Genomic DNA, 14446 nt, shown 5'->3' on the forward strand with positions numbered 1-14446 from the left:
GCCGCCGGGACGGCGGCGGTCCCAGGGTCATTGCCGCCGGGACGGGGGCGTGAGGATAGGTGGCAAGATAGCGTGTATTATGTGGCCCCAGACGGAGGTTTTGCCAAGCTGTAATGTTGCCGGGTGTTTTTCGGTCGGGACGGCGGCAAGGTCGCCGAGGCGGGCTAAGGTATTGGCGGGTTTTGGGATAATTGGCTTGGCCGGGCGACTGCCGGGAGGACGCAGGAGGACTGCCGGACGACTGGGGTTGGGTTGGGTTGGGTTGGGTTGGGTTGGGTTGGCGGGTATGCCGAATGACGTGGACACTGATTAGCCGAGGTGGAGCGATGACAACGGACGATCTGAGTTTTTTAGCAGAGCTGGTTGCGGCCACGACGGCGGCATGTCGGGTGGCGCCGGGCGGGGAGGCGGTGCCCGGGGTGCGAAATGATCTCGGGTACAGCGTATTTCGTCCGGGCGGGCGCGGGTGTTATCCGGCAATATGGGTGCAGGACTTCACGATGATCTTCAGTGGCGGCTATGTGAGCGACGCCGACGGGCTGAATCACCTGCGGCTGTTTCTGGGCTGCCAGAATGGCCCGGAAGGCCGGGCCTTGCGCAGCGGGGCGTGGATACCGCCGCACGCCATTGCCGATCATATTCTGCTGGATGGCCGGCCGGTGTTTTATCCAGGCACTTACTCGGCGGGCGAGGACCAGGGTGGCGAGCCGTGGGGAATTGTACCGCCAGTCAACAACCACTATGATGTGATCTGGCTGGCGCATATGCTGTGGTCGCGATGCGGCGACGGCGCATTTCTGCGGGAAGAAGTAAATGGCCTGTCGCTGTACGAGCGGCTCACGCTGGCCTACGGCGCGCCAAGCACGGACGCGCAAACGGGGCTGGTGGTCACGACGCCCGACAAGCGCGCCGTGGGATTTATCTTTTGCGACTCCATATACATGACGGGGAAGCTGCTGATGGCGTCGCTGCTGCGCTACCGGGCGTCGCGGCAGCTGGCCGAGCTGGCACGATGCCTGGGCTGCGCCGGGGATGCGGTTTTCTTCGGCGGGGAAGCCGCGCGGATAGCGCGGCATATTCCGGAGACTTTTGTGTGTCCGGGCGAGACGGGCGTGTGGCTGCGGGCATGCACGGGCGTATCGGCACAGCCGGATGTGTGGGGGAGTATATACGCCGTGTATATGGATGTGCTGCCCATAGATGTGGCGGCGGCCGTGCGCACGGAGCTGGCGGCGGCTTTGCAGAATGGCCGCATCGAAGAAGACGGCGCGATCAGGCATGTGCCCATCGGCTGCGATGCGTCGGAAAAATCCGCATGGGAGCGCACGCAGACGCCGCATAATCGCTACCAAAATGGCGCATTCTGGCATATGCCGACGGGGTGGCTCGTCGCAGTGCTTGCGCAAAGTCAGCCCGAACTGGCAAACGCACTAGCAACGCGATTCGTGAAGCACATGCGGGACAATGCTTTCACCAAGGGCGAGGCATTCGGCGCACCATGGGAATGCATCGGCTGGAACGGCGAAGCACGACAAAATCCGGTCTTCGCCGCATGCATCACGATGCCCTTCGCCGCCCTGAAAGAATAGGGGGAGGAGGGTTTTGCGAGGGAAGAGGTTTTTGCGAGGGGGGAGGAAAGGGCCGTTGGCCCTTTCCTCCCCCCTCGCGCTCCCCCCACCTATCCCTCTTCAGTCCAGCGCCTTGAGGTGGTGGTACCTCATGCGAGGGGGTTCCTTTGCCGCCTCGGTCCCAGTCTGCTTCGCTGACTGGGACCGAGGCGGCCGAGGAAAACAGACATATGGGGCGCTTTACCCAGGGCGGCGCGCGCTTTCAGCGCGCTTGCCCTGGGCTGGTATGTTTCGCGCTTTCAGCGCTTCTGCCGCTTCGCGGCGAGGGACATGGTGGCCGGTGGCGAAGTCCAAAAGAACGTATTGCCGTCCATCGTGGTTAGCAGAAAGGTGACCACTTTTCGTAGCAGGCAACAAATACCGACTCGGGTGGTGCCGTCGAATTATGTAGGGGCGGACCTATGTGTCCGCCCCATCCATCCTCAAACGGGTGCCGTCGATTGCCACATTTGAGCGCTGAGGGCGCGAGCTAAAAAGGCCTTTGCCGGCGCATTACTCCAGCCAGAAGATGACGGGTGAGGACACGAAGAAGCCGCGGGAGTCGGTGACGGCGAGGTAGGCGGCAATGGCGTCAGCGGGGGCCGTGACGTCGAGGCGGATACTGCCAACCACAACAGCCGTCCCATCGGTCCCCTTGGTCCCATCCGTCCCATTCGTCCCATTCACTCCCTCTACTCCGGCGGCGTTATCTTTGGTGATCGCGATGGGTATGCTCAGCCACTGGCGGCTTTTCCACTCGCCGGAATTGGTGGCGGTGTAGATGATTTCGGCGCTGGCGATGTCGGTAGGGCTGGCGACTTGTGCTTGGATGCGCCGGTTGTCGTGGGAAAAGACCGTGAAATTGGGCAAGGGCTGGGCGCCTTTGAGGACAGCGTCGGCGAAAGCGGTGATTTCCTTCGGGTCGCCGGATGGTGCGTGGCCGTGTGGCATGCGTGGTTTGTAGTAGCGATTGACGGGTCCCTTGGTGATGCTGGTGCTTTTCATCCATGCGGGCGGCCAGAAGAAATTGTCGTTGGTGCCATTGCAAAAAAGCATGGGCATGCGAGCGTAAACGAGGTACTGCGAGGGGTCCCACAGCGTGCTGAGGCGCATGGCTTTTTCGGTGCCCATGCCGCGCATGCGGCCGAGCCAGGCGGAGCCCTCGCCGAGAAAGCCACAGCCATAGACCGGCGCGGCGAAACGGAAACGGTCGTCCACGCCGGCGACAATGCAGGTCAGATAGCCGCCCCAAGAGATGCCCGTCACGCCGATGCGGGAAGCGTCCACTTCGGGGAAAGAGCGGATAAGCGAGTGGCCGAGGACGACGGCGGCGACGGCGTGGTACGCCCAGTGGTCGCCGATGGGCTTGTCCATATTGCCGTAGTCGCCCCAGCCAGCGGGGCCACTGAAAGCGTGCTTGGGCCAGGGTTTGGAGTCGCTGTCGAGGGGAATGGGCAGGTGCCCGCAGGTATCCATGGCGATGGCGGCGTAGCCGCGGTCATTCCAGAGTTTGACCCACTTGCGGAAGGCCGTGCCACCGCCGCCGTGAACGAGCACCATGGCGGGCACGGGCCGGTCGGCGGACGCATTGGCCGGCGCGCCGTACCAGGCGAAGACGCGGGTGGGCTTGCCCTCGTAGGACAGGCCGTCGTACAGCAGTGGCCGGACGGGGTCGTTGGCCATCGTGTTGAAAGGCTCGTCCGCGACGGCATAGGTGGCTGGCGCCTGGAAGAGCTGCGTGGTGTCCCACATCCTCTGCTGGTCGCCGCTGGGCAGTGGCGGGCTGTAGACGCGCTGCTGCCGTGGCCGCAGGTGGTAGGCGTTGCTCTGGTAGCGGTTTTTATTCATGGTGTAAAACTCTTGGCACTGTGCGGCGTCCCACAGCGACTTGCTCAGCCGCAGATCGGCGACGAGGCCGGCGTATTTCCGGAATGTCGAGATGGACAGCGGCCGGCCGGCGACGTCGAGGCTGCCGGTGAAGGCCGCCGGGAAGGACCGCTCGCTGATCAACTCGCCATTAACGTAGGTGCTGGTCTTGCAGTTGGCGCGATCGACGCTAATCACCAGCGCCTGCCAGACTTTTTCCTTGATGGCGGGCGCCGAGGTCGTCGTCGCGCTGTGTTTGTCGGCGTCGGCCATGGCGAGCATGACGCGGCCGTCGTCGTAAATATCGACCGTCCAGAAATCCGCTGGCCAGCGGTCTTTGCTGAGCAGGCGCCGGTATTCGCCTTTTTTGGCGGTGGCGAGGGTATCCGGGCAGAGCCAGACCGCGATAGTGAAATCGCCGGTGCCGAACTGAATGGCGTCGTGATCGGGAATGACCACGGTGTCGGCGTCGCTGCCCGAGCAATAGAGGGCGCGACCGAAATCGCCATCGGCCCACTGCGCGTGGTCGTCAACCTGGAGCCCAGCGGGAAATGGCGCGCCCTCTGGGGACAGACAGACGAAATCAGCCAATGCCCAGCAACTCAATAGCACGGCAAGCAACGCGACGAGGCGATTCCACGACATGGCTATGGACCTTCCAGGATGAGGGTGAGGGCGAAACGGCGACGGGGACGGGGACGGGGACTGAGGCGCCGGGAAGTCAAAACGCCCGGGCATTTCTGCTCGGGCGTAAGGTGCTTTCACCGCGTGGTGAATGCAAGTATGTCGTGCGAATATATGAGACGTTTTCTAGTGTGGCGCCCTCCGGGCGCGGTTCCTCAGTGGTTTTGGCACCCCGGTTTACGGCGCCTTTCAGGCGCCTCACCCGGGACTATGCATGGTACGGCCCTCTGGGCCGAAATGCATTTGGGCAAAACGGTGTGAACACCACGGAGACTGGAAAAGTGTAGTGCCTCTACGAGGCACCGTCTTTTATGGGTGCCGCTCCCCAAGCTAAAGCCTGGGGTTAAGCATGGTTAAGCGCCTACGGCGCAAATACATTGCCAACACATGGCGACTAGGTTATATCTGCTGATCTCAGTTTGCCCAGAGGCCGTGGATATTGCAGTATTCGCGGGCTTTGACATTCATGGCGTCGGTGGCGAAGAATGCTTCGGGGGCCTGGCCGGGTTTGAGGTACTGGCGGTAGCAGAAATTATCGCCAAAGAGTTCAATCCAGGTGATGTAGTGTTCTTCGGTCATGGGATGGAGGGTGCTGCCCACGGTGACTTTCCAGCCGCCGGCGACCTTCTCGACCACGGGGACGTGTTTCTCGGTCTTGAAATCGGCCGTCTTGGCTTCGACCTTGGCTAGGTCCTTGCCCTTGCTGCTGAGGCAGCAGAGGTCGCCGCTAATGACTTCAACCAAGGCGCCGCATTCGGTCTTGAAAATGGCTTTGGCAGTACTCATGGTGTGTTTCTCCTTCTGGTGGGTGATACAGTGTTTCTTGTCTCCACGGGGCAGAACTCTGCCCAATTCACATCGCAAACCAAGCCGGCACTGATGACGGCGCAGACTTCCCACGCACCGCCGGCCTGCTTCGTGTTGCGGTTCTACAGTAGGTCACATTCGTTATTAAACAACGGCGCAGCGCCAGAGTTGCATCGCTGCGTAAGCGGCCAGTCATTTATGTTTGAGGAAACGGACAACAGGTGAGCAATGGGGCCGGAAAGCGGCTTTGGGCATCCAAGCACCATTCTCAAAAAAAATCTGCGGCAATCTGCGGAATCTGTGGATAAAAAAGGCGCGCGGTCATGGGTGCGGAGCCTTGGGCATCCAAGCACCATTCTCAAAAAAAATCTGCGGCAATCTGCGGAATCTGTGGATAAAAAAGGCGCGCGGTCATGGGTGCGGAGCCTTGGGCATCCAAGCAACCATTCTCAAAAAAAATCTGCGGCAATCTGCGGAATCTGTGGATAAAAAAGGCCCTCGTTATGGCGCTGGCGCCGCTTCTGGCGCGATGCCCTTGATGGCCTGGTACTGGCGGCGTTTGCGCGCGTGCCAGGCTTTGAGCAGCCACAGCCAGCAGGCCAGCGTCACCAGGACGCAGAGGCGCGCGAAGAGCGGCCCGTGGCGGGTAAAGAAGGTCGTGCCCCAGTCGTCGCTGACGGGCACGTCGTAGAGCTGCGCACCGCGGGCGAAAATGGCGCCGGTTTGCTCATCGACCAGCTGTCCGAGGACGCGGCCATTGGGGGTGATGAGGCAGCTATGGCTGTTGTTGCCAGAGCGCAGGAGCGGCCGGCGGTTCTCGATGGCGCGGAAGACCACGTGGCTGAGGTGCTGCTCGGCGCCGCTGCTCTCATTGTACCACGAGTCGTTGGTGATAGTCATGAGCATATTTGCGCCGCGGCGGGTGAACTCGCGGCTGAGATAGGGAAAGACGTCCTCAAAGCAGATATTGACGCCGGCTTTGGCGCCCCGGGGGAGCTGGAAGACGTGGTAGGCCAAGCCGGGCGTGAGATCGCGGCCCATGCCGATGAGGTCGCGCAGCCAGGGCAGCTGGTCGCCGAAGGGCGTGAACTCGCCGAAAGGCACGCGATGGACCTTGTCATAGTACTCGGCTATGACGTCGGTTGGCGTCAGGAGAAAGGCGCTGTTGAAAAGCAGCGGATTCTCTTTGTCCAGGGGATTTTCTCGAAATTGGGTAGCGCCGACGAGCAAGGGCAGATTGATGTCCTCCAGGAGCCGCTGCCGGGCATAGCGATACGGCGGGTAGTCCAGGGAGGCAGGCACGGCGCATTCGGGCCAGAGGACCATATCGGGTGGCGTGGCGCTGTTGGCCACGCCCTTGCGGGTTTCGTCGCCATAGACCAGCTGGGCGTCCCGGCATTGCTCTTCGGTCCAGTAACGGCATTGAGGGAGATTGCCCTGGACGGCGAGGACGCGGAGGCTCGGGGTGTCGGCATCAGGCAGTGCCTCGGGGCGCGTGCCCAGCCAGCAGAGCGGCAGGGTCAAAGCCATGGCCATGACGACATGCCAGGGCATGCCGCGTTTCTCAGCGGCACCCAGCCAGTGGCGGATGACGTAGGCGCCCTCCCCGGCCAGCACGCCGTTGATGAGCACAATGAGAAAGCTCAAGCCATGCACGCCCGTGTACTCGGCCAGCTGAATGACGCCAATGCGGCGATATTGGCTGATGCCCAGTTCGTTCCAGGGGATGCCCGTAAGCAGCCAGCCGCGCAGCCACTCGCAAGACACCCAGGCGCAGGCGGACAACACGGCCAGCAACGCGACCAGCGCGGGTTGTCGCAGCAGGAGCAGGCCAGCGCCAGGCAGCTGTCGCTCTTTGTCGGTCGCGCTTTTACAGTGCCACATGAGGGCGCTGAGAAAGACGTACCAGGCCATGGGGAACAGCGCGCACCAGATGGCCAGCAAGAAGCCGGCGCCGAAGCCGACCTGGTTCAGCCAGAACAGCGACCAGGCAAAATACACGTAGCCAAAGAGATAGCCGATGGCCAGCCGCTCGCCCCAGCGCCGCGGTTGTGGGACCAGCAACAACGGCAGCAAGGCCAGCCACGCCAGTAAATCCAGGCGCGCCGGCGGATAGGCCAGACCCAAAAATAGGCCGCTGAGCAAGGCCGCCGCCACCCGCAACAGCAGGAAGCTGCGGCCCGCAATCGCCAAATTCGCAGACGACGCTGGCGCGGCGGCAGGACGCGGCACGGCGGCAGGGCGCGGCGCGGCGGCAGGACGCGGCGCGGCGGGCAGGGAGGATTCGGTTGCGGTAGTCTGTTTCATGCTCATCGTGGTGGGTGCCTGAGGCGGGAGCCCATTCAGGGCTTGGTCGGAATCAGCGGCGTCGCCAGCGCGGGTTTGCGCTTGCGCAGGTCTAGGCGCCCGTAGCCTTCTTCGAAGACGACGTTCGCGCCGAGTTCGCGCGACAGGGCGCCGAGATTGGCGATCACGCTCGCGGCGGCAGCGCCAGCGAGGGCCCGGGGTTGATAATTCACAGCGCTGTCGCGATTGCGCGTGTAAAGCGGGAAGAAGTCCAGGCGAGTGAAGACGCCCTTATCGAGGACGACGCGAAGGAGCATGCCCTCGTCGGCCTGGGAATTGCCGGACCCGAAGGCGAAATTGCCCAAGCCGTACACGATGGGCACGCCGTGATAGAGTTCCACGGGCTGCCAGATATGCGCGTGGTGGCACACGACCAGGTCGGCACCGGCGTCGACCGCGCACTGCGCCAGCTGGCGCTGTCGCGCGGTAGGGGCGCGATTATAGCGGATGCCGCAGTGGATATTGGCTACGACGAGGTCCGCCTGCTGGGCCGCGCGCTGTACCAGCCGCCGCACGGTCCACGGCGTGGCGATCACCATGCCCGGCCGCTGATCGGCGGCGCCCAGGCGTTCGCGCATAATCGTCATCAGCCGCTCGTAGTCGCCAGGCTGTTGGGCGTCATCCCAGTCGTCATAATAGGTCTCGGGACAAATGGCGGCCACGAAGGCAATGCGCGTGTCATTGAGCACAAATACTGCCGGTTCGGCAGCTGCCAGAATGTCCTCCCCGGCCCCAAAATGCCTGATGCCAGCCGCCTGCAGATTCGCGATGGTCTCGCTAAGGCCCTCCTGGCCACAATCCAGGCTGTGGTTGTTAGCCAGATTCAGGAGGTCGAAGCCGGCGTCACTGAGGCCCGCGAGCACCTGCGGCGGCACTTTGTAACTGTAGTCGTAGTCCTTACGCCGGGCCTTCACCGCCACCGGCCCTTCCAGATTGCCAATCGTAATATCGGCAGCGCGCAGCAAGGGCAGGACATTCTCATAGGGATAACCGACACCATGCAACTGCAACAGGTCGGCCATGCGCTCCCAAGGCATGATGTCGCCCGTGAATACCAAGGTGTGTTCGCGCTGCTCCGACCCGGTGAATGACGCCGGCAAAGCCCCCGTCACATGCAGGTCGGCAGGATCGTAGGCAACCACGACGCAACCAGACGCCAACAGCGCCAAGACTAAAATGAAAACAAGGTGATGCCTGGTCATGCCTTCTCGTTGCTGAGGCAATGCTTACAACATAATAACGCAACCCGCTAATGTACCCGCACAACAGGCCTTTGCCATTAGCTTCGCCGGTGACATTTACGGCCGCTTGATCCGACGGATCATCGGACGGATCGGACGGATCGGACCGATCAGACCGATCAGTCAGTCGGATCCGTCGGATCCGTCCGATCCGTCCGATCCGTCCGCGAAGAAGACCAAAGAAAAGACCGACGATCCGTCCGATCCGTCCGATCCGTCCGCGAAGAAGACCAATGATAAGACCGACGATCCGTCCGATCCGTCCGATCCGTCCGCGAAGAAGACCGAAGACCGATTCCCCCCGCGGCGATTTTTTTCACGTCTTGCCGCTTGCACAGGCGCCGCCCATCGCTATATTAGCCACGAATTTCAGAATAATGGATGACGTTCAATAATAATGAAAGAGAAGAGATTCCCCTTTGGACCTCCCCGTGCGACATAGTGGCATCGCGACTGGCAAGACGCCGGTCGAGGCCTTGCATCGCGGCCTGCAGATCATTGAGATCCTGCATAGCTTTGGCGGCGGCAGCGGCATCTCGCTGATGGAGATCTCGCGTCAGATGGGTTTGAATCGCAGCACGGTTCACAACTTATTGAAGACGTTGGTGATGTGTGGCTATGCGGAGAACGTAGGTGAAGGCCGTTATCGCCTGAGTGGGAAATTGCGGCGCATGGCGCACGAGCAGGTCTTGAATCGCATCAGTCGCGGCCAGGCCCGTGGGGTGCTGGCGGCGCTGGCGGCGCTATCGAATCAGGTCGGAGAAGCGCTGGTGTTGACGGCGCTGGTGAATGGCCGGCGGCGGGTATTGGCGCGGGCTTTGGGCAATCAGACGGTTCGCGTGAGCACGGAGTTGATGGAGAGCGACACCCTGTGCATTTGGCGGAATGTGACTGGCCGGGTGCTGGCGGCTTATGCGAGCGCGGACGACCTGGTGCAGGTCTTTGCGCAGAATAGCCTGCCCTTGCGCAACTGGGGCGGCATGGACAATGAGCAGGCCGTCGCTGCCGCACTGACCGCGATTCGCGCGGCGGGCCATAGCAGCGAGGTCATTGGCGAAGTTTTTGCGCTGGCGGTGCCGGTGCTGGACCGGCGTGGGCAGCTGCTGGCGGCCGTGGGCATTTTCATGCCGCTGTTCCGCCACAGTTCGACGCCGCAGCTGCTGGAGACTCTGCAGCGCGGCGCGGCAGGACTGGCCGAGGCCATGCGGCATGACGAGGAAGAACCACCGCCCGCCGCCATGGATGGCGGCGGCTAACACGTTGTCAACAAACGTTTTCGTGTTTAGATAGAGACCAGAAGAAATCAACAGATTGGTATGGCCGTAGGCGTCTGGCCGTCGGCCGGGTAGTAGTGAATCAGTACAAGGAGAGCATGATGGACCAGCGTCTTACTGCATTAGCGAAGCAAAAAGCGTTTGAGTTGGGAGCGGACCTCGTCGGTGTCGGCAACATTGAGCGCTGGTCGGCGGCGCCGCCCCTGATGAGCCCGTTGGGCATCATGCCGGACGGCCGGGCCGTACTGGTCTGCGCGATACACCACACCGACGCGATGATCGAGGTTGGCGGCGAGGGCTCGCCCCACGAGCAGGGCACCTACTCCTACCAGTACTTCATGAACAGCCACCTCGATGTCATTTCCTACACCATGAGCAAGTTCTTTGAGGACATGGGCTACCGCGCAGTGCCCATCACCGCGAGCAACATCTGGCGCTACCGCGAGTACAAAGACCTCAAGGCCACTTTCGCGCCGGATATGTCCCACATCTACGCGTCGGTCGCTGCCGGCCTGACCGAGCTGGGCTTCAGCGGCCTGGCGATGTCGCCCGAGTTTGGCCCCCGCAACCGCTTTGTGTCCATCATCACCGACGCGCCGTTGGTGCCCGACCCGCTGCTACCCGGCGGGACCCTCTGCGACAACTGCGGCCAGTGCAAGAAACACTGCGCCACCGAGGCGTTCACCAAGGAAGTCCAGGGCGAAGTCGCCATTGAAATCGAAGGCCATAAATACAGCCGTTGTGACAAGAATCTCTGGCGCTGCGCCTGGTCCGAGCACTTCGGCCTGGACTGCGAAGCGGATATTCCTGAGAAAGTCGATGAGCCAGTCATCTTGGATAAGATCAAAGAGCTGGGCATGCGCGGTGGCACCATGGGCTGCTGTCTGAAGTTCTGCCTGCCCCGCGACAAGCGCTCCTGGGACAAGGAATACTCCAGCGCACCCATTCGCAAGAAGGGCGCCGTGCCGGCGCGGCCCAATCCCGACCGTGGCGTGCAGGAGAGCATCCTCAGCAACGCCCTGAGCAACGGCGCGGATATTGTCAGCGTGCAGAGCGCGGCAGACTGGGCGGCCATGGGCTACGACCTCAAGCCACTGCTGCCCGACGTCAAATCCATCGTGCTCTTTGCAGTGAAGACGCCGGCCCCGGCACCGGCCGGCGGCACGGGCGAGAAGCTCACCGGGCTATCGCACAGCACGGGCTACGTGATGAACAAGTGCGCCTTCTACACCGCTGCTGCCCTCGAGAAACTCGGCTACAGCGGCGCACCCTATTTCATGGGCGGCCTGAAGCAGGATCCCGGCAAAACTGCCATTGAAAACGTCAAGAAGGTGTGGACCGCTGCCGTCAACGACCCGTCGGCCGCCTTGGGCTTCACCCTCACCAGCGCCGAACTCACGCCCACCGAGCGCCGCTCGGTCTATGGCGCCAAACCCGCCGCGCTGAACAGCAAAGACACCATCCGCAAGCTCGCTCTGGAATTGGGCGCGGACGTCGTCGGCTTCAGCTCCGCCAAACGCCTCACCGACGCCATCAACAGCGTCCGCGGCGCCTTGGATGGCGAACGCATCCTCAATGCCCGCGAGACCGGCTCACTCTGGCTGAACTCCCTGGCAGAGATCACTGAGAGCCAGCGGCAAGTCCATGTCCCGGCCGACTACTTGGCCAGCGCCAAGAGCGTCATCGTCCTGGGCGTGCGCATTCCCAAGGAAAGCAGCGACTGCCTGGGCCGCCACGGCGCCGAGGCCATCGGGCCCTACGCGTTTGCGCAGCACCAGAGCCATCGGACGCTGGGCAACGCCATTCTCACGCTGAACAAGGTCCTGCAGGGCTGGGGCATGACCTGCGTGGCAGTAAACGACTTGGCCAACACCGGGTCGGTGATCTCCAATCCGCGCGGGGCATTCCCGAATATCTTCGCCAACCGCGTCGCGGCGCTCTGCGCCGGCCTGGGCACCATCACCAAGGGCGGCTTCGTCAACAACCCGCAATTCGGCACCAATCTGCGCTACGTGGCCATCATCACTGATGCCGAACTGCCCGAAGACGCGCTGGCGGACATCCACGGCCTGCGCAGCAAATGCGAAGGCTGCGACCGCTGCCTGACGCACTGCACAGTCAAGGCCTATAAGGGCGAAGCAGCCGTGCAGGTCGATGGCCATCGCCTCAAGTTCGGTATCGTCGAACAGGCGCGCTGCGACTGGGCACTGCGCTACGGTCTGATCGCCGACGAAGGCCAGAAGTGGACCGGCTCGAAAACCGACGTCCAGCCGCCGGAAACCATCACCAAGGAAGCGCTCGCCGAAGCACTCGCCAAGCGCGACCCGATCCTGCGCATCCGCCCCTGCGTGGCGGAAATGTGCGCCATGGCCTGCCCATACACCCGTTCGCAGGTCGATTGATCGTTTTTTATCCGCAGATTACGTAGATTAACACAGATTATTTTTTGAAGGTGAATATTGGGGGGCGGACCGGTGTGTCCGCCCCTTTCTTTTATCCGCAGATTACGCAGATTACCACAGATTTTTTTGGGGGGGGTGGGCGGTAGGCGCAGACCTACGTGTCCGCCCTCTGGAAAGTCCCGTGGCCGCACGCTTGCATGCGGCGACACTCCCGTGCGGCTTTACGCGTGTTGTGGGTCTTGACGCCTGTGCTTCGGGGGCGTATCCTATACCGCGCCATGCCGGGGCGGCAATGGCCGGTCCCACAGGCGCGCATTGGGCCACACGCATTACTGGAGCACACGATGATCAGCATCAGCAAGGGCCAGCTCACGGCCACGGCATATCCGCAATACGGTGGGAATCTCGCCAGCTTGAATTGGAAAGGCCTGGAGCTGCTGCGGGCGCCGGAACCGCCGGATATCCTCGTGGAAAAACCCGAGCATTATGGCCTGCCGGTGCTATTCCCGCCAAACCGCATTGCGGACGGTCATTTCACCTGGAATGGCCGGCGTTGCGAATTGCCGCTGAACGAAGGGCGGCCGCGCAACAACCACATCCACGGGTTGGTGTTGCGCCAGGCGTGGACCATCGCCGACCAGGGTGATGACGTCGTGGTCATGGAATACCGCTATGGCCAGCACCACGACGCCTTCGATGGCTTTCCCTACCCGTTCTGCCTGCGCCTGAGCTATCGCCTGGATGACGACTGTCTGACGCAGGAACTCGTCGTACAAAATTGCGGCGACACGCCCCTGCCCTACGGCCTCGGCTTCCACAGCGCCTTCAACGCGCCTAAGCGCCTGCGCATTACCACCGAGCCATGGCGCTGGGAAATGCTCCTGCCGCGACACCTCCCCAGCGAACGCCGCCTCCCCTGGGGCGATTTCGACCCCAACGAATGGCTCGATCCCAGCCTGGGACGCATTTCGGTGCACACGCCGGTCGGCGTCGGCCAACTCGCAGGCCGGCCTTTCCGCGGCGCCGTCCTCGACTACGGCGAACGCGCTTTCGCCTACGAAATCGACGACAAATTCCACCAGTGGTTCCTGTGGACGCCCGAGCCCAACAGCGGCTTCATCTGTCCGGAACCGATGTCCTGCATGGTCAATGCGCCGAACCTGGCCCTGCCACCGGAAACCACCGGCTTTACCGACCTCGCGCCCGGCAGCGAGGTCAGCTACCGCTCAACCATCCGCGAAATCGACGAACGCGGTGTATAGGTTCGGTTTTTTCTCCGCAGATTACGCAGATTTTCACAGATTTCTTTTTGGGGAAGGTTTTCTCCGCAGATGTGGGGAAAAGCCCATTCTATGCCTAACATGTCTCGGCCCAGCGCCCAGCGGCTGTCGCTTTGCGACAGCCGCTGGGCGCTGGGCCGAGACGGGATAGGTAGGGGAGCGCGAGGGGGAGGAAAGGGCTAATGGCCCTTTCCTCCCCCTCGCAAAACCTGACCTAAATCACGCCAGTTTGATGGGCGCGAAGAGTGCTGGCAGGTGGTAGTTGAGCAGCGGCAGAGGCGACCAGGTCAGCCAGTGCGGGTGGGAGGTGTTGTCGCCGCACTTGAAGAAATTGCCCGTCCAGGCAGCGCCGCCCCCGGTATGGCCGGCGAGCGGACCGCAGTAGGGCTCCAGGGCGGCGAATGGCAGTGCGAACTGAATGCACCAGGTGACTGGCGTCTTGATCTCGGGTTCGACGCGTGCGGGCATGGTGCTGCGCAGCTGCACCATGCGGCCGTGTTCGGGTGCCACCTTGGTGAAATCCACAAAGCCGTCCTCGCAACGGCGGGAATTGCGCACGTAGGTGAAGAGGTACGCGCCGCCGGCATTCATTTCGAGGTTGAAGTACCCCGGCCCCACTGGCGGTTTGAAGAAGAATTCCACGCAGGAGTCCGTGCACACCGGCACCTGATAGCCCTCCTGGACCACGCGCACATAGCGATCGTGGACCTGGTAGATGCCGTAGATGGCCAGGTCGTCGTGGAGGAGCCGCACAGCCACGCGCGGCCGATGGTCGCTGCTTTCCGGCCGGAGATTGGTGAGCTCGGCGGTCGCGGCGGCCGACCACGCCAGCGCCGACCAGTCGGCTGAGAGCGCTGGCGCGGCCGTCGTGGCATTGATGGTATAACTCATGGCGGGTTTGGCACTTGCGGGTGTCGTCACAGTCAGTCGTCCTTCACG

At 62.4% G+C, this 14446-nt stretch carries 10 protein-coding genes; 5 read left to right on the plus strand and 5 right to left on the minus strand.

Features of this window, described 5'->3' with window-relative positions; genetic code table 11:
* Positions 1-500 precede the first annotated feature (500 nt).
* Positions 501-1589, plus strand: a complete 1089-nt coding sequence (locus J3R75_RS00705) for a glucosidase family protein (RefSeq protein ID WP_307259205.1) — start codon at positions 501-503, stop codon at positions 1587-1589.
* A 531-nt stretch (positions 1590-2120) separates the two neighbouring features.
* Here the strand turns inward: J3R75_RS00705 and J3R75_RS00710 are convergent.
* The 4 genes from J3R75_RS00710 to J3R75_RS00725 form a co-directional block, all read right to left on the minus strand.
* Positions 2121-4118 (minus strand): LamG-like jellyroll fold domain-containing protein, encoded by a 1998-nt coding sequence (locus J3R75_RS00710; RefSeq protein ID WP_307259206.1) that lies wholly within the window; start codon positions 4116-4118, stop codon positions 2121-2123.
* 453 nt (positions 4119-4571) lie between these two features.
* Complete coding sequence (locus J3R75_RS00715) at positions 4572-4943, minus strand: desulfoferrodoxin family protein (protein WP_307259207.1); 372 nt, start codon at positions 4941-4943, stop codon at positions 4572-4574.
* Positions 4944-5465: 522 nt separating this feature from the next.
* A complete protein-coding gene (gene lnt / locus J3R75_RS00720; protein WP_307259208.1) occupies positions 5466-7277 on the minus strand; it encodes an apolipoprotein N-acyltransferase in 1812 nt (603 codons plus the stop codon).
* 29 nt (positions 7278-7306) lie between these two features.
* On the minus strand, positions 7307-8512 hold the full coding sequence (locus tag J3R75_RS00725) for a CapA family protein (protein WP_307259209.1): 1206 nt from the start codon (positions 8510-8512) through the stop codon (positions 7307-7309).
* 106 nt (positions 8513-8618) lie between these two features.
* On the opposite strand from J3R75_RS00725, the gene J3R75_RS00730 reads away from it, so the two are divergent.
* The 4 genes from J3R75_RS00730 (at position 8619) to J3R75_RS00745 (ending at position 13489) form a co-directional block, all read left to right on the plus strand.
* Positions 8619-8936: a hypothetical protein gene (locus J3R75_RS00730; protein ID WP_307259210.1), complete on the plus strand. Its 318-nt coding sequence runs from the start codon at positions 8619-8621 to the stop codon at positions 8934-8936.
* A gap of 46 nt (positions 8937-8982) precedes the next feature.
* Complete coding sequence (locus tag J3R75_RS00735) at positions 8983-9807, plus strand: IclR family transcriptional regulator (RefSeq protein WP_307259212.1); 825 nt, start codon at positions 8983-8985, stop codon at positions 9805-9807.
* A 116-nt stretch (positions 9808-9923) separates the two neighbouring features.
* The gene (locus J3R75_RS00740; protein ID WP_307259213.1) at positions 9924-12227 is read left to right on the plus strand and encodes a hypothetical protein; all 2304 of its coding nucleotides are present in this window, start codon (positions 9924-9926) and stop codon (positions 12225-12227) included.
* Positions 12228-12571: 344 nt separating this feature from the next.
* Positions 12572-13489, plus strand: coding sequence for an aldose 1-epimerase (locus J3R75_RS00745; RefSeq protein WP_307259214.1), 918 nt, complete (start codon positions 12572-12574; stop codon positions 13487-13489).
* A gap of 237 nt (positions 13490-13726) precedes the next feature.
* Here J3R75_RS00745 and J3R75_RS00750 read toward each other — a convergent pair whose 3' ends face one another.
* Positions 13727-14428: a carbohydrate-binding family 9-like protein gene (locus tag J3R75_RS00750; RefSeq protein ID WP_307259215.1), complete on the minus strand. Its 702-nt coding sequence runs from the start codon at positions 14426-14428 to the stop codon at positions 13727-13729.
* Positions 14429-14446: the final 18 nt, after the last annotated feature.

This window comes from Oligosphaera ethanolica (assembly GCF_030814695.1).
In the GTDB taxonomy this organism is placed as follows: domain Bacteria; phylum Verrucomicrobiota; class Lentisphaeria; order Oligosphaerales; family Oligosphaeraceae; genus Oligosphaera; species Oligosphaera ethanolica.